This is a genomic window from Dickeya sp. ws52 (genome assembly GCF_007210685.1).
Taxonomy (GTDB): Bacteria; Pseudomonadota; Gammaproteobacteria; order Enterobacterales; family Enterobacteriaceae; genus Dickeya; species Dickeya chrysanthemi.
This window is the reverse complement of record NZ_SZVX01000006.1, coordinates 76,126-94,894: the sequence shown is the minus strand read 5'-3', so window position 1 is coordinate 94,894 and position 18,769 is coordinate 76,126. Positions and strand designations below refer to the sequence as shown.

Sequence of the window (18,769 nt, the reverse complement as noted above, 5' to 3'; positions counted from 1 at the left end):
CAACAGCGGCCGCTTGAAAAAGCGGCCGTTTTTTGCATCAATCGCAGGAAGAAAAGGTCATCATCATGAAAATAACCACCTGGAAACGCACGCTTTTTCTCGGTTCCCTACTGTGTCTGCCGATATCCTTCGCACAGGCCGCAAACACTGCGCCAGAATCCCCCGCGTCCTCTTCACAGCCGATACTAAATGTCACAACGCTGGGACCAAACACCCTGATTAGCGGCCGGGTAGCGTATCGTGATATACGTTTTCCCGCCACGTTGCTCATCAAGGATCAACGCGGCGTCGAACACAGTGTAAAAACCGATATCCAGGGACGATTTTATGCAGATGTCTCTTCAATGGTCGCACCACTGCGCCTGTCAGCCGTTGAAGCCGGCGGGCAAAACTGCCTTGCCAGCAATCAGCTGCGTGCGGTGTGCCTGAGTGCACTGGTTCCCCAATTACGTGATGGTCATGAAAATCGTATTAACATCAACCCGTTGACCGATCGTATTTTATCCGATGTCGCTGCATCGGCCGGTTATATTGGCCCACAGCAACTGATCGACGCCACGACGCTGCCATCTTTATCGACGGCAGCCTGGGAAACCGCTTACCGTGAATTCCATGCCGGCTTTGACGATGCCTTAAAGCAGGCTGGTATTGCCGCCCCTTCGCAGTTCGATCCGCTTACTTATCCTGATGTACTGACGCCTGCCGTTACACAGATGCTTCAGGTCATTAACCACGCCCGCAATTACCACAATGACAGCGGCCAGGCCGGCCATACGGTACTGACGGACATCGCATTTCGCCCGATTGTAGGGTTGAATGCCTCCGGCAGTTACGAGCCTCTGGATCTGACCAGCGCCAGCCAACAGCGTAAAGCGCTGGAGCAAGCGCGTACCCGTATTTTCATCGTCAGCGACTCAACCGCGGCGACCTATGAAACAGCACGTTTTCCGCGCATGGGCTGGGGGCAAGTATTTGCACAACAGCTCCGCCCGGACAGCCATATTGCTGTCGTTAACGGCGCCCGTTCGGGGAGAAGCTCGCGGGATTTCTACTACGAAGGTTGGTTCCGCCAAATGGAGCCGTTTATGCGTCCGGGCGATTACTTGTTTATCGGTATGGGGCACAATGATCAAAACTGCGATAGCCAGAAAGCGGTTCGCGGTGCGGCGGATGTCGCCAACCTTTGCACCTACCCCAATAGCGCTGACGGTAAGCCGCAATACCCCCAGGGCAAACCGGATATGTCTTTCCAGATCTCACTGGAACGCTATATTCGTTACGCCCGGGCACATCGGATGATCCCCGTATTATTGACCCCGACTGCACGCGTCAAAAATGCAGAAGGAAAGAACGGAACACCGGCAGTCCACAGCCATCTGACGAAGCAAAACAAAGCCGGCGGTTATGCGTTTATCGGCGATTACACCCAGACCATTCGTGATACGGCCAGCAAAAATAAGGTGCCGTTACTGGATGTGGAAACGGCAACGTTGGCACTGGCCAATCAGGGGGACGGACAACAATGGCAGCAATACTGGCTGGCGGTTGATCCGGAACTTTACCCTTATTACCGCGATCAGGCCGGCAGCCTGACTCAACCTGATACCACCCACTTCCAGCAGAAAGGCGCTCAAGCGGTCGCCGCGATAGTCGCTGACCAGATCAAGGCGACCCCCTCTTTGCGGGAATTGGCAGGCAAGCTGCAAGCAACCACGCAGTAATACTAAAAAACAAGGTTTATAGGACGTTACCCGTGCATGAAGCACCTGGACCTCTGTCACTCACCACTAAAGGAATATGTGTATGTTAAAGACGATCTCTGGAACCCTTGCGCTGTCGCTGATTATCGCCGCCAGCGTACATCAGGCGCAGGCAGCCACAACTTATAACGCGGTGGTGTCAAAAGCCGCCAGCGACGGCAAGACCTTCAAAACCATTGCCGACGCCATCGCCAGCGCACCGGCCGGGAGTACGCCGTTTGTCATTCTGGTCAAGAACGGCGTTTACAACGAACGCCTGACGATTACCCGCAGTAACCTGCATCTCAAAGGCGAAAGCCGTAGCGGCACAGTGATCGCCGCCACCACCGCAGCCGGTACGCTGAAATCAGACGGCAGCAAATGGGGAACGGCCGGCAGCAGCACGGTGACCATCAGCGCCAAGGATTTCAGCGCCCAGTCACTGACTATTCGCAATGACTTTGATTTCCCGGCTAATCAGGCCAAAAGCGATAGCGATAGCACAAAAATCAAGGACACTCAGGCAGTAGCGCTTTATGTAACCAAAAGCGGTGACCGCGCCTACTTCAAAGATGTCAGCCTGGTAGGCTATCAGGACACGCTGTATGTTTCCGGCGGCCGCAGCTTTTTCTCTGACTGCCGGATCAGCGGCACCGTTGACTTCATCTTTGGCGACGGCACGGCATTATTCGACAACTGCGATCTGGTATCTCGCTACCGCGCCGACGTGAAGAGTGGCAACGTCTCCGGTTATCTGACGGCCCCCAGTACCAACATCAAACAGAAATATGGCCTGGTGATCACCAACAGCCGCGTCATTCGGGAAAGTGACTCCGTCCCGGCCAAGAGCTATGGACTGGGGCGCCCCTGGCATCCGACAACGACCTTCTCTGACGGACGCTACGCAGACCCGAACGCTATCGGCCAGACCGTATTCCTGAACACCAGCATGGATAATCACATTTATGGCTGGGATAAGATGTCGGGTAAAGACAAAGACGGCAACACCATTTGGTTCTATCCGGCAGACTCCCGTTTCTTCGAGTACAAGTCTTACGGCGCCGGCGCAGCAAAAAGCTCTGATCGCCGACAACTCACCGACGCACAAGCGGCAGAGTACACCCAAAGCAAAATACTGGGGGACTGGACGCCGACCTTACCCTGATTTGTTCATGCAAAACAGCCAGCCGATATCGGCTGGCTGTTGATATTCCGCAGTTCAAACAACTGCCGTCAGATAGCTGTTTCGTCTTCTTCACCGGTGCGGATACGAATAACTCGAGCCACATCAAAGACAAAAATCTTACCGTCGCCAATCTTGCCGGTCTGTGCGGTATTCATAATCGTTTCCACACAGGTATCAACAATATCGTCAGACACGACGATCTCAATTTTCACTTTCGGCAGGAAGTCCACCATATATTCCGCGCCGCGATACAGCTCGGTATGGCCCTTCTGGCGCCCGAATCCTTTTACCTCTGTGACGGTCATCCCCGTGATACCGACCTCAGCCAGCGCCTCACGTACATCATCCAGTTTGAACGGTTTAATAATCGCATCAATTTTTTTCATGGTGAAATCCTAATCATCACTATGTAGCGGCCAGAGCCAGCACGGCGAAATCACAGTCGGCCATGCAATTCACAATAACTTAACACTATTCTTTAAAATCGTTGGCGTCCAGTTCGTGTCGCGCCAGCAATTTATAAAATTCCGTACGGTTACGCCCGGCCATACGTGCAGCCTGCGTCACATTGCCCTTAGCGATTTGCAGTAATTTTCGCAAATAGTTGAGCTCAAATTGGTTACGCGCTTCGGCAAACGTCGGCAGCGCCGTATTCTCACCTTCCAGTGCCTGCTCAACCAGCGCATCACCAATAACCGGTACACTGGTCAGCGCAACACACTGTTCAATCACATTCACCAGTTGGCGTACGTTTCCTGGCCAACTGGCCGCCATCAGGCGCTTCATGGCATCGGTCGAAAAACTGCGAACAAAGGGTTTATGCCGCGCTGCCGCTTCACGCAGTAAATGGTTCGCCAGCAACGGAATATCCTCAGCACGCTCATGCAATGCCGGCAGCTTGAGATTCACCACATTGAGACGATAGTAAAGGTCTTCACGAAACTCGCCTTTTTCCATCGCCTTAGGTAAATCCCGGTGGGTGGCGGAGATAATTCGCACATTGATATCCCTATCCCGATTACTTCCCAGCGGCCTGACTTTACGCTCTTGCAACACACGCAACAACTTCACTTGCAGCGCTAGCGGCATGTCTCCGATTTCATCCAGAAACAGGGTTCCCCCTTCCGCCGCCTGAAATAACCCTTCACGTTGACTGACGGCACCGGTAAATGCGCCTTTCGCATGACCGAATAGCTCGGACTCCAGCAAGGGCTCGGGTAATGCACCGCAGTTTATGGCGATAAACGGCATACCGGCACGAGGGCTGGCCGCATGAATCGCCTGCGCCAGTACTTCCTTCCCCGTACCGCTCTGACCGTTAATCAGTACGCTAACGTCCGACTGCGCCACCATTTTTGCCTGTTCGAGCAGACGTTGCATAATCGGGCTGCGCGTCACTACGGCGGCACGCCAACTTTCATCGCTCGCCGGCGGTGAGAGCTTTAGCGCGTCATCGATCGCTTTATACAATGCATCGCGATCAACCGGCTTCGTCAAAAAACTGAATACGCCCTGTTGCGTTGCGGCGACCGCTTCGGGAATAGAGCCATGTGCGGTCAGGATAATCACCGGCATCCCCGGCTGATTTTTCTGGATTTCAGCAAACAGAGCCAGTCCATCCATTTCATCCATGCGCAAATCGCTGATCACCAGATCAATCTTTTCCCGCTGCAACAATCGCAACGCATCCTGACCATTGGTTGCTGTGGTGACGGTAAACCCCTCGCTGGTCAGACGCATCCCCAGTAACTTCAACAGACTGGGATCATCGTCAACTAACAGCAGACTGGCGGATTTTCTGGCGGTCATTCGCTTTTCATTCCTTTTTTCACCACGGCGGGCGGTGTTTCGTTCTCACCGGTTTTCCCCCGGCGGCCTTCGCCATCAGGCAAATCGCCCTGCACTGTCTTGCGCGATGAGAGCTGGCGTTCGATATCGGTCAAATTTTCCAGTTTACGTGTTGTGGATTCCAACTGAGACTGTAATTGATTCTGCTGCTCACGCATGACTTCCAGCTGTTTATCGCTGTTTTCCAACGTACGCTGGAAACGCTGACGTTCATCAGACAGTGTTAACATCAGATTCTGTTTATCCAACCAGACCTGGAAAAGCGGCAATAACGTCAGCGGCACATTCAGTCGATGACGGTTCAGTTGTTCAATAATCTGGCGTCGCTCTTGCTCGGTGGTTTCAGCATTATCCAGCAAGATGGCCTGACGGAACAAACCGCTCCAGTCATTTTCGCCTACCAGCAACGTCTGTTGCCGCGCCTGTGTCGGCGTCATACGTGCAGCGCAATCCATCACCCGCAGCCAATACAAGGCATTATTCATCGCGTCAGTATTATGGAGCTGCCACAACCGCCCACACGACATGGTGCGATAATCAGCGACCTGCTCTTTAGGCAGGCTGACGAGTTCCGCGTCTCTTCGCCCGACTGGCGGCCTGTCGCTATCCTGAGCACAACCTGCAAGCAAAAACAGTAATGGCAGGCAAATCAGCAGCTTTTTCAGCGCGGCAACAGCCTCCAGGCCGGACAACGACACTACCGGACCTCGTAACCACAAGAGGCTTAACGACCGTGCAATCATGGTTAATTCTCAGCGTTTAATGGTAATTCAATACGGAAGCAGACATCGGCATAGTCCACCGAGACCAGATTCAACTCACCTTGCATACGGCGGATGCAATCCTGTGCAATGCTCAATCCCAGACCACTCCCTTTAACCGCCCCTTTACGCTGGTGAGATCCTTGATAAAAAGGCTCGAAGATCAAACTTTTGTCCGATTCAGGAATAGGCGTGCCACTGTTGGCGACGTCAATCTGAACCCGGTTATCAATCTGCCGACTGCGGATCCAAATGTTACCGGATTCCCGGCCATAGTGCACCGCATTGGAATAGAGATTATCCATCACCCGCATCAGTAATGTCGTTTCCGCACGGCAGCCCTGCGCATTCAGTTCAACATGTGTTTGCATCAATTTACTGCGGGCAGGAAGGCTATGTGCGGCTACAACCATGTTGACAATATCGCTGATGTCAACGTGCTCCAGCCCTGTCGGCGCATCCGCCAGTTTTCGGTTATAGTCGAGCAATTGTTCAATCAGTTGCTGTAAGTGGCGGCTACTGTTATCCAAAATCGCCACCACCTCTTTCTGGTCGTCCGTCAGCGAGCCAACCACTTCATCAGCCAGTAATGCCGCCCCTTCACGCAAACTTGCCAATGGTGTTTTTAACTCATGAGACAAATGGCGCAAAAACTCGTGGCGTTGCGCCTCCAGCCAGGAAAGACGCTCGCTTAACCAGATGATCCGCTGCGCTAAAGACCGAATCTCCGTCGGCCCCCTGAAGCTGCCGATTCGGCCTAACGGACGGCCTTCGCCCAGCCGATTGATCATTCTCTCAACGCCTTTTACCGGCCCGATAATCATCCGGGTGAACAACATTACCAACAGCACACTAACCAGGAACAGCACCAGCGCTTGCCAGCCGAAGAAACGGCCTCGTTCAGCAATATCTCGCTGCAATTGTTGCCCACGCGAAAAGATCACCTCACGGGTTGCCTGCACCATCTGGGCATTCATGCGGGAGAAGTTGTCCAGTACGGCGATGGGTGCGGCGGCCGGGCCGTTGTTCTGGCATCGAATATCGGTCAGCTCAGTCAGGTACTGCCGTAGGGTTTGATAATAGGAAGGGTCCGGCAAGATCGGCGCATGTGCGTCCAGCATCTGGGAATACTGCTTCCGTTGATTCTGATACAACTGTGAGAGTGTTTGATCTCCCAGTACGCAAAACTGACGGTAACTACGTTCCATGCTGATAGCAGTGCTGGTCATTGCCTCGCTGCGTCTTGCATCAGCCAGCGTGGTGTTATTAATTCCGGCAGCCTGCTCGCTGAGGTGATCCAAACTCTCATAAGCCTGATAAGCCAATACCAACAGCGGCAATAAGACCAACAGGAATGCCATAACAACCAGTTGCCGTAAGGAGCGTGGAAAAAAACGCCAACGATTCAACGAAATCATATCGTTACCTGCAATAACACTCCGCCAGAGACATCGCTCGCCATTCTACGCGTTATCGCCGCTACCTCAAAAGCCTGCCGTCGGAATCCGGGCAATGATTCGCAATCCATCCGTGTTGTTATGCAAAGCGTTGCAGCACGATACGAGCAGGCCCGCACGATAATACCGGGAACGAAAAGATACCGCGCCCAAAAAGCAAAACCCGGTCACACAATAATTGTCTGACCGGGTCTCTGAATAGGCGGTGCCTCACTCAACGTGTCGCCCGATGTGCGATAAAGCCCGCAGGCAGTTATCAATGATGTTGGACGATAGGCACCTTATCTTGTGGCATCATTCCGGGTGTTATGAGCATTAAAACTACCTGTGCATCATAACCAGTTGAATGAGCAGCGACATCATTATGCACACCTCATGCCAACAATCAAATTAAATATATAAATACATGAAATTTAATGAAAATTAAAAAATAAGCATCGTGATTCTTCACAATACCGCTCTCTCAATCCTGCTAGTCCGGTGAAATATCGGTTTTTTGTCGCTAAAAAAAGACACCCTGACACTATTTTTAAATAACCATTTAAAATCAAATAAATAAGTGTCACCTTTTGGAGACAATCTTACATCATAATGTCGCTGATTTGAGACAAAAAAATAAAGGGACCGAAGTCCCTTTATTATCAATATATTAGCTTATCGCATTAACCCAACTGGCGACGTGCGTTACGGAACATGCGCATCCAGGGGCTATCTTCACCCCAGTTTTCCGGATGCCAGGAGTTACTCACAGTACGGAATACACGCTCCGGATGCGGCATCATTACCGTAGCACGACCACTGCTGCTGGTTACCGCAGTGATGCCATTCGGCGATCCGTTAGGGTTAACCGGATAATCTTCCGTAGCCTGGCCGTAATTATTCACGTAGCGAAGCGCCACCAACTGGTGCTGTTCCAAAGCCGCCAGATGGTTATCATCACGTACTTCTACGCGTCCTTCCCCGTGGGAAACAGCGATCGGCATACGGGAGCCCGCCATATCCTGCAGGAACAAAGATGGACTATTAGTCACTTCTACCAGACTAAAACGGGCTTCAAAACGATCGGATTTATTGCGAACGAAACGCGGCCAATGCTCGGCGCCGGGAATCAGTTCACGCAGATTCGACATCATCTGACAACCGTTACATACCCCCAGCGCCAGTGTTTGCGGACGCAAGAAGAATGCGGCAAATTCGTCACGTACCCTATCGTTGAACAAAATGGATTTAGCCCAGCCTTCACCTGCACCTAATACGTCACCGTAAGAGAAGCCGCCACAAGCGACCAGCGCCTGGAAGTCTTGCAGATCACGGCGACCAGCGAGCAGATCGCTCATGTGAATATCAATAGCATCAAACCCGGCACGGTGGAACGCCGCCGCCATTTCTACATGCGAATTAACGCCCTGCTCACGTAATACCGCCACTTTCGGACGAACCTGACGGCTGATGAATGGTGCGGCAATATCTTCACGCAGATCAAACGTCAACTCGACGTTCAACCCTGGATCATTATCATCAGATTTGGCGTGGTGTTCCTGATCCGCGCATTGCGGATTATCACGCAGGCGCTGCATCTGCCAGGTGGTCTCAGCCCACCAGTTGCGCAGCGTAGTACGGCTTTCGTGGTATACCACATCGGCGCCACTGTGAATAATAAAGTGATTACCCGCTTCCGCCTGCCCCAGATAATGCACGCAATCTGCCAACCCCTGCTCAGCCAGAACCTGTTCTACCTCGGAACGACGAGAGGCTTCTATCTGGATAACCGCCCCTAATTCTTCGTTGAACAGTACCGCCAGCGCGTCTTCGCCCATGGAGCGGATGTCGGCTTTGACGCCGCAATGCCCGGCAAACGCCATCTCAGCCAGCGTAACCAGCAAACCGCCGTCTGAACGGTCGTGATAGGCCAACAGTGCTTTGTTAGCAACCAATGTCTGCATCGCATTAAAGAAGCCGGCCAGTTGCGCCGGATTACGCACATCCGCCGTTTTACGCCCCAGTTGGCGATAGACCTGCGCCAGCGCCGTCGCGCCCAACGCATGATGCCCGGCACCTAAATCTACCATCAACAGCACGTTGTCCTTGTCGGTACGCAACTGCGGCGTGACGGTATGACGCACATCTTCCACGCGGGCAAACGCGGAAATCACCAGCGACAGCGGCGCCGTTACCGACTTGTCTTCGCCGTTTTCCTGCCAGCGGGTTTTCATCGACATGGAGTCTTTACCCACCGGAATGGTCAGCCCCAGCGCCGGACACAGCTCTTCGCCGACGGCCCTTACAGCGTCATACAAACCGGCATCTTCACCGGGATGCCCGGCAGCCGCCATCCAGTTGGCGGACAGTTTCACCCGTTTCAGGTCGCCAATATGGGTCGCGGCGATGTTGGTCAGCGCCTCACCCACGGCCAAACGCGCCGATGCGGCAAAGTTACGCAACGCCACCGGCGCACGCTCGCCGATGGACATCGCTTCACCGTAATAACTATCCAGACTGGCAGTCGTGACGGCACAGTCCGCCACCGGCACCTGCCAGGGGCCGACCATCTGATCACGCGCCACCATCCCGGTGACCGTACGGTCGCCAATGGTGATCAGGAAGGTTTTCTCAGCGACCGCAGGTAAATGCAACACACGCTCAACCGCTTCCGCCAGATAAATACCTTCACGGTTCAGCGGTGTGCCTTCCACATTCTTACGCTCGACATCACGTAGCATTTTCGGCGTTTTGCCCAGCAGTACGTCCAGCGGCATATCGATCGGCTTGTTGTTGAAATGACGATCGTTGAGCGTCAGGTGCTGTTCCTCCGTCGCTTCGCCAATCACCGCGTAAGGCGCACGTTCACGACGACAGATCTCATCAAACAGCGCCAGTTGTTCCGGTGCGACCGCCAGCACATAGCGCTCCTGCGATTCATTACACCAGACTTCCAGCGGGCTCATACCCGGCTCATCGTTCAGGATATCGCGCAGCTCAAAACGCCCGCCGCGCCCGCCATCGCTCACCAGCTCCGGCATCGCGTTGGACAGGCCGCCGGCACCAACGTCATGAATAAACAGAATCGGGTTTTGTTCGCCGAGCTGCCAGCAGCGATCGATAACCTCCTGACAACGACGCTCCATTTCCGGGTTATCACGTTGTACCGAAGCAAAATCCAGATCCGCGTCAGACTGGCCCGATGCCATAGACGATGCGGCACCGCCGCCTAGTCCGATATTCATCGCCGGCCCACCCAGCACGATCAGCTTGGCACCAATGCTAATTTCGCCTTTCTTCACATGTTCCGCACGGATGTTGCCGATACCGCCCGCCAGCATGATCGGCTTGTGATAACCGCGCACTTCGACGCCGTTATGGCTATCTACCGCTTCTTCATAGGTACGGAAATAACCGGTCAGCGCCGGTCGGCCGAATTCGTTATTAAAGGCCGCGCCACCCAGCGGGCCATCGGTCATGATATCCAGCGCGCTGACGATACGGTCCGGTTTGCCGAAATCCTGCTCCCAAGGCTGAATAAAGCCGGGAATACGCAGGTTAGATACCGAGAACCCGACCAAACCGGCTTTCGGTTTCGCTCCGCGTCCGGTGGCGCCTTCATCGCGGATTTCACCGCCTGAGCCGGTCGCGGCACCCGGCCACGGCGAAATGGCGGTCGGGTGGTTATGGGTTTCCACTTTCATCAGGATATGTGCGTCTTCCTGATGGTAAGCATAAGCGCCCTGCGGATCCGGGAAGAAACGGCCCACAGCCGAGCCTTCCATTACCGCCGCGTTATCCTTATAGGCAGACAGTACGTGGTCCGGCGTGTGCTCGAAGGTATTTTTGATCATCTTGAACAGCGACTTCGGCTGCGCTTCACCATTGATGACCCAGTCGGCATTGAAAATTTTGTGGCGACAGTGCTCGGAATTCGCCTGAGCAAACATATAGAGTTCGATATCGGTTGGATTGCGCCCCAGCCGGGTAAAAGCATCCAGCAGATAATCCATTTCGTCGTCGGCCAGCGCCAGCCCCAGGCGCAGGTTGGCCTCTTCCAGCGCAGGGCGGCCCTGCAACAGAATTTCCACCCGCTTCAGCGCAGCAGGCTGATGCTGAGAGAACAACAGATTGGCCTGTTGCAGGTCGTCAAACACGCTCTCCATCATACGGTCGTGGAGCAGCGCGGCCAGCTCTTTCCACTGGGCATTACTTAATGTCGGCGCGTGGATGTAAAACGCCAAGCCACGCTCCAGACGGCGAATTTTCTGCAGGCCGCAATTGTGCGCGATATCGGTAGCCTTGGAAGACCAGGGAGAAATGGTGCCCGGACGCGGGGTCACCAGAATCAGCCGCCCGGTAGGCTCATGCTCAGCGAGAGAAGGCCCGTACTTCAGCAGGCGGCTCAGTCGTGACTGTTCTTCATGGTTTAGCGGAGCGTTCACATCGGCGAAGTGGACGTATTCGGCATAAATGTCGCTGACGGGCAGGTGATACTCCTTGCACCGGGCCAACAGTTTATTGATACGAAAAGCCGATAAGGCGGGTGAACCACGCAGTATTTCCATCATCTAAATTTCTCTCGTCTTCGAGGCACCGGAGACAGTGCGTCAGGGCGCTACAGGGGGGAAACGCACGCTATTATAGAGAATAGTGACGCCTGACGAAACCGTTTGCGTAGCGATTGTTAAACATTGAAGGGGCAGGATGGCTAAACTGTAAGCAAACGAATAACAGTTGCACACTGGCGGTTTGTTAAGCAAAATGCCCCCGACTCTGGGACAGACTTAATAAGAAACTGCCGTTACAGACAGACAGGCCAACCGGCCGCCGAGAGACAACTCATTGAAGCGTTTAACGATAAATTATGTTTTCATCGGGGTAATCGCTTTGCTGTTGACGCTGGCACTGTGGCCAAATATTCCCTGGCGCAGTCATCAGGATGTCCAGCTAAGGCAAATTCTTTCACGTGGCGAGCTACGCATCAGCACCGTGACTTCTCCGCTGACCTATACCCTCAGCAACGGTTCCCCATCCGGGCTGGACTATGAACTGGCTAAGCGATTCGCCGACTATCTCGGCGTGCGGCTGGTGGTTTCGGTGCGCCAAAACGTTGATGATTTATTCAGCGATCTGGATAACGACAATGCCGACCTGCTGGCGGCGGGCCTTATCTATAATCAGGAGCGCCTGAACCGTTTCCAAGCCGGCCCCTCCTATTATTCGGTGTCACAGCAACTGGTCTACCGTATGGGGAGCGCTCGCCCCGCGTCGCTGGATAAGTTGCAAGGCAAACTGACCGTGCTGTCCGGCTCAGCGCACGCCGCTACGCTGCGTGACCTCAAAACCGAAAAATATCCGCAACTGAGTTGGGAAGTCGCCACTGATGTATCCGAACTGGACCTCCTGAAGCAGGTAGCGGACGGGAAACTGGATTACACCATCGCCGATTCAATCAATATCGGCTTGATGCAACGCATTCACCCTCAATTGGCCGTCTCGTTCGACCTCAGCGACGAAGAGCCGGTTACCTGGTATATGCGGCAAAATCGTGACGATAGTCTTTCTGCCGCCCTGCTCGACTTCTTCAGTCAGGTGATGGAAGACGGCACTCTCGCTCGTTTGGAAGAGAAATATCTGGGGCACGTCGGCGAATTCGATTATGTGGATACCACCACCTTCCTCAGCGCCATCGACAATACCCTGCCGGGGCTGCGCCCGCTGTTCGAAAAACATGCCAAAGAGATAGACTGGAAGCTGCTGGCCGCGATCTCCTATCAGGAATCGCACTGGAACCCACTGGCAACCTCGCCAACCGGGGTACGCGGCTTGATGATGCTGACACGCAATACCGCCGAAAGTCTGGATGTGGTGAATCGACTCAATCCAGAGGAAAGCATCCGCGGCGGTGCCAGATACCTAAGCCAAATGATGCAGCAGGTGCCTGCCACCATTCCGGCAGATGAGCGGATCTGGTTTGCGCTGGCGGCCTATAACATGGGTTACGCGCACATGATGGATGCCCGCAAGCTGACGGAAAAACAGCAAGGTAATCCGGACAGTTGGGCCGATGTCAAAATACGCCTGCCGATGCTCAGCCAGAAACGCTATTACAGCCAGACCGCCAACGGTTATGCCCGTGGTCAGGAAGCGTACAATTATGTGGAAAATATCCGGCGCTACATGGTCAGCCTGGTGGGATATCTTTCTGAGAAGGAAAGCCGGGCATTACAACAGCAACTGGCCGCCAGCGCCTACCCCGCCGTACCACCGGAGCAACTGACGGCTACCCAGCCTCATTGACTGCGGTAATTCAGCCGGGATCGGCGACGTCGCGCCCGGCACGCGCGTCACGCTGCTGCTGACGACGCATACGAAAAAACCGGCTCAGCAGCTCAGCACACTCATCGGCCAGCACGCCGTCCGTTATCATGATGTGATGATTTATCCCAGGATGGCGCAGAATATCCACCAGCGAACCGGCGGCACCGGTTTTGGCATCAGCTGCGCCATACACCAGCCGACTGATGCGGCTGTGAATCATGGCGCCGGCACACATCACGCAGGGTTCCAGCGTGATATACAAGGTGGTGTCTAACAAACGATAGTTTTGTAACGTCTGCCCGCCCTGTTGTAACGCCATAATCTCCGCATGTGCAGTAGGGTCATGACGACCTATCGGCCGATTCCAACCCTCGCCAATAACGTTTCCCCCTTGCACCAATACAGCGCCAACCGGTACTTCGCCTTCGTCCCAGGCCCGTTGCGCCAACGATAGCGCATGGCGCATCCAGAATTCATCATCCATTGGACTACTCATCATTCCTCTTGGCTTTTCGCTTTGTCCGTATACAACGCATCACGCAGATAACCGTCGTTTTCCACTAACCGTTCTCTGGCCTGTTGTACATTACAGCCTGTCACAACCATGACGATGGCGGGTTTGACGTCATAATCGGTCTGCGCCAGACATTGTTGCGCCGTTTCACGATCAACGCCGGTAGCTTCCATCAGAATACGGCAGGCGCGATCCACGAGTTTGACGTTGGTGGCTTTCACATCCACCATCAGATTCTGGTATACCTTGCCCAACCGCACCATGGCACCGGTGGAAATCATGTTCAACACTAACTTTTGCGCCGTACCGGATTTCAGCCGGGTGGACCCCGTCAACACTTCCGGCCCGACCAGCGGAGAAATGGCGATCTCGGCAGCCTGAGCAATCGGCGAGTGCGGATTGCAGGAAATCGCGGCGGTACGACATCCCATTGTTCGCGCATAGTGCAAACCGCCAATCACATACGGCGTTCTCCCCGATGCCGCAAGGCCGATAACCATATCCACAGGTGTTAGCGTCAGTGCGGTCAAATCGGCTTCGCCTAACGCCGGGTTATCTTCCGCCCCCTCAACCGCTTTAAGCAAAGCCCCCGGCCCCCCGGCAATTAACCCTATGACGACGCCATGCGGTACGCCGAAAGTAGGCGGGCATTCCGAAGCATCAAGGACGCCAAGACGGCCGCTGGTACCGGCACCCAGATAGATAATACGCCCACCGCTCTTCAGACACCCGGCCGCCGCATCTACTGCCTGCGCTATCGCCGGCAGAACCTCACGAATAGCCTCAGGTACCCGATGATCTTCCTGATTGAACAAAGACACCATTTCTAACGTGGACAATTGGTCCAGATTCATGGATGCCGGGTTACGTGTCTCTGATACCAATGCACCGAAATCCATACTGCTGTCGTCTTTTAGCGCCATTCCGCTACCTTGTTCATCAATGTGTCCTGCCTATTACCCGCCGATGCCCATCGGGGCCGGCGGCTTAACAATAAAAAACGGCTTGCAAGTTAACTGGCAAGCCGTTTTGTCAGCACTTCTCAACATTAGAAAATCTCGTCCTCATCCTCACGGATCAGTGATTCCAGATTACCCAGTTCTTCACGCGCTCGCGCCCGATTGATGAGTTTCAGCTGTGCAGCGGCCGGAAAATCGGTGATGTTGATCTGCCCTTTGGTGATCAATACCTGAATCAGATCCTCCAGAACCCGCACCATTTCCAGATCGCTGCTGCGCAAGCGCTCAATTTTAGCCAGAATAGCCTGCTGATTATTTAGCCATGCTATTGCCTCAACAGAATCATCCGGCAGCTCGCCATTCATTTCAGGAAACGGCGATTCTTCTACCCTGATAAGATGACCGTTGCTGTCACGCAAAATGTAAAACATACCAAGCCCTTTTTTATTAGCAATATATAGAGACCCAACGACAGGACGACTCGCTGTACCTGATTAGGATGAGATGAAATCAGTCCCGCCGCGAGGCGAACCTCACCGCGGCGAAGCCTGACTACGCTCCACGTTCCCTCATTGGCACATCATGCCAGGCCATCCACCAGCATGGCATTTTCACCATCGACGGGCAAGCTATCCCGCACCATTCTCTGTCGGTTACTCACGTTTTAGCGGTAACGTGATACGGCCACAAACGGCGGCTGACACATCAGTTAACTCACGAATTAATAAGTTAACGAACATATTATGTCGTGCCTGAATGTCAGTTATATTGACCGTCACTCGCAATTCCCAGCCGATACAGAAAGACGCCACAGGCTTTTCCACCGCACAGTGCCGGCGGGTTCCTCAAAAATGAAAGGTTGCGTCTGATAAGGTTCGCCATGAATAATACTTGCCAGTCAAAACCTGAAAAAACAACAAAATCAGGCCATATTGCTCACTTTTGTCTATTTTTTATCTGTGAACGGCTTGTCTGCAAACGGTCACTATGGCTAAGGAACGCACAGCGACATGAATACACACTATGAGCAGCTATCCGGCGGCGAGGAATATCTCCAGCAAAATCAGGACCCTCGCATCCGCCATGACGACCCTTTGCTTGATTGCCTGCTGGTACTGTGTCGCTTACAGGGGAAACCGACCAGCCGCACCACCTTGACGGCAGGATTACCGCTGGAAGAACTGCGTTTACCCGTCAGCCTGCTGCCTCGCGCCGCTGCACGAGCCGGTTTGCGCGCCCGGATACTTAAGCGCTCGTTAAATGCTATTCCGGCTATGTCACTGCCCGCGATGTTATTACTGCGCGAAGGTCGCGCCGCCATTCTGCTAGGCTGGACGGAAGACGGTAATGCCCGTCTGATGACAGGTGAAACCGAAGGCGGCGAAATTGAGGTCGGCCACAATACGTTGCAACAAAACTATCTGGGATTGGTCATGTTCGCACAGCCGGCCCATCGCTTCGATATATCGCCGACAACGATATTACCGCGCAGCAAAACCTGGTTCCGCGACACCCTAAAACGATCCCGCGCATTGTATCTGGATGCCATTGCCGCCAGTCTGCTCATTAATATTATCGCGCTGTTCGTTCCACTGTTTGTTATGCAGGTCTATGACCGGGTGATTCCTAATCAAACGACGACGACGTTATGGGTGCTCGCTTCCGGTCTTGGCATTGCATTGCTGTTTGACCTTATCTTACGGATATTACGCAGTATTTGTCTGAATATTGCCGGGAAAAAAATCGATCTCATCCTTTCCGCTACATTATTCGAGCGCCTTATCGGCTCGATGCTGTCGGCCTTCCCGACGCGGATCGGCTCCGTGGCGCATCGCGTGAAGGAGTTTCAGGCGCTGTGCAATGAGCTATCATCGCTGTCGCTGAGCACTCTGCTCGATGTGCCATTCGCACTGATCATGCTGATTTTACTCGGTATATTAGGTGGGCAACTGATATGGGTGCCGTTGCTGACCATCCCGCTGGTTCTGTTGATCAATAGGCTGCTGTATTACCCGACCCTGGCGGCAGTGAAGCATTCACGTCAACTCACCGACGAACGGCAGGCGCTATTGACTGAAACGCTGAGCGGACTCAGTGCCATCAAGATCAATAATGCAGAAGGTGAACGTCAACGCCAGTGGGAACACATCAGCAGCGATATTAGCCGGTTGGATTTGAGGGTAAAAAATCTCTCATCCCTTGCCTTTCATTTGACGCAATCATGCCGACATCTGGCCGGCGTCATAGTTATCGTCGCAGGTGTTTACTTGTTTCAAGATGCGCAGTTAACGCTGGGCGCTCTGTTTGCCTGTTACCTGCTCAACAGCTATGCATTGACGGCACTGGGCCCTTTATCCGAGTTATGTCTTCGCTACCAACAAACTCGATTAACGCTGCAAGAAACCCAGGAATTAATGGCATTACCGCAAGAAAGAGGAGAGCAACACGCGCCGCTGAAACGCGAGAATACTCAGGGTAGCGTTGAGTTCCGCGATGTCACATTCAGCTATCCCGAGCAAAAAAACCGCGCGCTGATCGATATTAATCTGTCAATTCGGCCGGGTGAAAAAGTCGGCATCATAGGCCGTACCGGCTCAGGGAAAAGCTCGCTGGAGAAATTGGTCGTCAGCCTTTATCAACCGACCCATGGCAACCTATTGATCGACGGTATTGATGCACGCCAACTCGATATTGCCGACCTGCGCCATCACATCGGCTACGTACCGCAGGATATTCAACTCTTCAGCGGTACGTTGCGTGACAACCTGATTTGCGGCGCTCGCTACGTTGAGGATGACGCCATGTTGCGAGTCGCCGATATCGCCGGCGTCAACGATTTCGCCCGGTTGCACCCGGATGGCTACAATCTACAAGTCGGCGAACGTGGAATGTGCCTGTCGGGCGGTCAAAAACAAGCGGTAGCCATTGCCCGCGCATTACTGCTTGACCCACCCATTCTGGTACTGGATGAGCCGACCAGCGCGATGGACAACAGCAGTGAAGACCGCTTTAAACAGGCTCTGCAGCTTTATCTCGCCAACAAAACGTTATTATTGGTGACGCACCGGGTATCCATGCTGACGCTGGTGGATCGACTCATTATCGTGGACAAAGGACGCATTATTGCCGATGGTCCTAAAGCTATTGTGCTGGATGCATTAAAGAAGGGGCAGATCAATGCGTCTCGCTAAATTCGTTCATTACCTCAATACCTATGTCTTCAACCATCATCCGCAGGCGTCACCCACCGCCGGTCAGGCCTATGAGGAAAATACACCCCGGCTCATTCGGCTATCAATCTGGACTATGCTGGCTTTTATGCTGTTTCTTATTGGCTGGGCGGCGGTTGCTAAAATGGATGAAGTCGTCTTTGCAACCGGAAAAACCCTCAGTCAGTCACCCCGATATCGGGTACAGGCAACACAAGCGGGTGAACTCAGCGACCTGTACGTCCATGAAGGCCAACTCGTCAACATCGGCACGCCACTGATGCAACTGGAGAATATGCAACAAAATAATGCATCAGACCAGACAGCCAGTCAGCTCTCGCTGATCGTCTCTCCCATACGCGGCATCATCAAGCACATTCTGGTTGATACCAACAGTGAGCAAATTCGTCCCGGCCGTACGCTAATGGAAATCACGCCGCTGGACGACACCTTACTGATTGAAGCGCAAGTCAGGCTACAGGATATCGCGTTTTTACGCCCTGGGCAGGAAGCGATGATGGCTTTTACAACTTACGACTACACTATATTCGGCAGGTTAAAAGGGTATATCGAACAAATTGGTCAGGATATGGTGACGGATCAGACGGGTAACAGTTTCTACCTTGTTCAGTTACGCACGGAGAAAAATTATCTGGGGACCATCGACAAGCCGTTGCTCATACTCTCTGGTATGCCAGCCCGCGTGGATATTATTACCGGCAGAAAAACGTTGTTGAGCTACCTGCTAAAACCAATACGGCAAGCCAGAGCGGAAGCCCTGCGTGAGAGATAA

Annotated in this window: 13 protein-coding genes; 5 read left to right on the top strand and 8 right to left on the bottom strand. The window is 53.5% G+C overall.

Annotated features, from left to right (window positions below; genetic code table 11):
* The first annotated feature begins 65 nt into the window (after positions 1–65).
* Together paeY and pemA are read left to right on the top strand one after the other, a co-directional pair.
* Entirely contained in the window at positions 66–1,721 is a 1,656-nt protein-coding gene (paeY, locus tag FDP13_RS07510) for a pectin acetylesterase PaeY (protein WP_033576844.1), read from the top strand.
* A gap of 82 nt (positions 1,722–1,803) precedes the next feature.
* Positions 1,804–2,904 carry a pectinesterase PemA gene (gene pemA, locus FDP13_RS07505; protein ID WP_012768837.1) on the top strand — a complete coding sequence of 367 codons (1,101 nt, stop codon included), beginning with the start codon at positions 1,804–1,806 and terminating at the stop codon, positions 2,902–2,904.
* Between the two features lie 68 nt (positions 2,905–2,972).
* Here pemA and glnB read toward each other — a convergent pair whose 3' ends face one another.
* The 5 genes from glnB to purL all read right to left on the bottom strand — a co-directional run bounded on the left by glnB (position 2,973) and on the right by purL (position 11,538).
* Positions 2,973–3,311 carry a nitrogen regulatory protein P-II gene (gene glnB, locus FDP13_RS07500; RefSeq protein WP_012768836.1) on the bottom strand — a complete coding sequence of 113 codons (339 nt, stop codon included), beginning with the start codon at positions 3,309–3,311 and terminating at the stop codon, positions 2,973–2,975.
* Between the two features lie 85 nt (positions 3,312–3,396).
* Complete coding sequence (glrR, locus tag FDP13_RS07495; RefSeq protein ID WP_033576843.1) at positions 3,397–4,734, bottom strand: two-component system response regulator GlrR; 1,338 nt, start codon at positions 4,732–4,734, stop codon at positions 3,397–3,399.
* The gene (gene qseG, locus FDP13_RS07490; protein WP_027711289.1) at positions 4,731–5,516 is read right to left on the bottom strand and encodes a two-component system QseEF-associated lipoprotein QseG; all 786 of its coding nucleotides are present in this window, start codon (positions 5,514–5,516) and stop codon (positions 4,731–4,733) included. The genes glrR and qseG overlap by 4 nt, the downstream gene beginning before the upstream one ends.
* 2 nt (positions 5,517–5,518) lie before the next feature.
* Positions 5,519–6,952, bottom strand: coding sequence for a HAMP domain-containing sensor histidine kinase (locus FDP13_RS07485; protein WP_012768833.1), 1,434 nt, complete (start codon positions 6,950–6,952; stop codon positions 5,519–5,521).
* Positions 6,953–7,653: 701 nt separating this feature from the next.
* Positions 7,654–11,538 (bottom strand): phosphoribosylformylglycinamidine synthase, encoded by a 3,885-nt coding sequence (gene purL, locus FDP13_RS07480; protein ID WP_143839182.1) that lies wholly within the window; start codon positions 11,536–11,538, stop codon positions 7,654–7,656.
* 277 nt (positions 11,539–11,815) lie between these two features.
* On the opposite strand from purL, the gene mltF reads away from it, so the two are divergent.
* Entirely contained in the window at positions 11,816–13,273 is a 1,458-nt protein-coding gene (gene mltF, locus FDP13_RS07475) for a membrane-bound lytic murein transglycosylase MltF (RefSeq protein ID WP_012768831.1), read from the top strand.
* 10 nt (positions 13,274–13,283) lie between these two features.
* Here mltF and tadA read toward each other — a convergent pair whose 3' ends face one another.
* The 3 genes from tadA to FDP13_RS07460 all read right to left on the bottom strand — a co-directional run bounded on the left by tadA (position 13,284) and on the right by FDP13_RS07460 (position 15,198).
* Complete coding sequence (gene tadA / locus FDP13_RS07470; RefSeq protein WP_012768830.1) at positions 13,284–13,790, bottom strand: tRNA adenosine(34) deaminase TadA; 507 nt, start codon at positions 13,788–13,790, stop codon at positions 13,284–13,286.
* A complete protein-coding gene (murQ, locus tag FDP13_RS07465; protein WP_033576879.1) occupies positions 13,790–14,707 on the bottom strand; it encodes an N-acetylmuramic acid 6-phosphate etherase in 918 nt (305 codons plus the stop codon). Before murQ ends, tadA begins: the two co-directional genes overlap by 1 nt.
* Positions 14,708–14,856: 149 nt before the next feature.
* Complete coding sequence (locus FDP13_RS07460; protein ID WP_027711284.1) at positions 14,857–15,198, bottom strand: hypothetical protein; 342 nt, start codon at positions 15,196–15,198, stop codon at positions 14,857–14,859.
* Positions 15,199–15,777: 579 nt separating this feature from the next.
* On the opposite strand from FDP13_RS07460, the gene FDP13_RS07455 reads away from it, so the two are divergent.
* Together FDP13_RS07455 and FDP13_RS07450 are read left to right on the top strand one after the other, a co-directional pair.
* A complete protein-coding gene (locus tag FDP13_RS07455; RefSeq protein WP_033576842.1) occupies positions 15,778–17,958 on the top strand; it encodes a type I secretion system permease/ATPase in 2,181 nt (726 codons plus the stop codon).
* Entirely contained in the window at positions 17,945–18,769 is an 825-nt protein-coding gene (locus FDP13_RS07450) for an HlyD family efflux transporter periplasmic adaptor subunit (protein WP_143839124.1), read from the top strand. Before FDP13_RS07455 ends, FDP13_RS07450 begins: the two co-directional genes overlap by 14 nt.

What these genes read in the sequence shown, in the direction of transcription:
- paeY (WP_033576844.1), top strand. Translation starts at nt 66, where the DNA reads ATGAAAATAACCACCTGGAAACGCACGCTTTTTCTCGGTTCCCTACTG.
- pemA (WP_012768837.1), top strand. Translation starts at nt 1,804, where the DNA reads ATGTTAAAGACGATCTCTGGAACCCTTGCGCTGTCGCTGATTATCGCC.
- glnB (WP_012768836.1), bottom strand. Translation starts at nt 3,311, where the DNA reads ATGAAAAAAATTGATGCGATTATTAAACCGTTCAAACTGGATGATGTA.
- glrR (WP_033576843.1), bottom strand. Translation starts at nt 4,734, where the DNA reads ATGACCGCCAGAAAATCCGCCAGTCTGCTGTTAGTTGACGATGATCCC.
- qseG (WP_027711289.1), bottom strand. Translation starts at nt 5,516, where the DNA reads ATGATTGCACGGTCGTTAAGCCTCTTGTGGTTACGAGGTCCGGTAGTG.
- FDP13_RS07485 (WP_012768833.1), bottom strand. Translation starts at nt 6,952, where the DNA reads ATGATTTCGTTGAATCGTTGGCGTTTTTTTCCACGCTCCTTACGGCAA.
- purL (WP_143839182.1), bottom strand. Translation starts at nt 11,538, where the DNA reads ATGGAAATACTGCGTGGTTCACCCGCCTTATCGGCTTTTCGTATCAAT.
- tadA (WP_012768830.1), bottom strand. Translation starts at nt 13,790, where the DNA reads ATGAGTAGTCCAATGGATGATGAATTCTGGATGCGCCATGCGCTATCG.
- murQ (WP_033576879.1), bottom strand. Translation starts at nt 14,707, where the DNA reads ATGGATTTCGGTGCATTGGTATCAGAGACACGTAACCCGGCATCCATG.
- FDP13_RS07460 (WP_027711284.1), bottom strand. Translation starts at nt 15,198, where the DNA reads ATGTTTTACATTTTGCGTGACAGCAACGGTCATCTTATCAGGGTAGAA.
- FDP13_RS07455 (WP_033576842.1), top strand. Translation starts at nt 15,778, where the DNA reads ATGAATACACACTATGAGCAGCTATCCGGCGGCGAGGAATATCTCCAG.
- FDP13_RS07450 (WP_143839124.1), top strand. Translation starts at nt 17,945, where the DNA reads ATGCGTCTCGCTAAATTCGTTCATTACCTCAATACCTATGTCTTCAAC.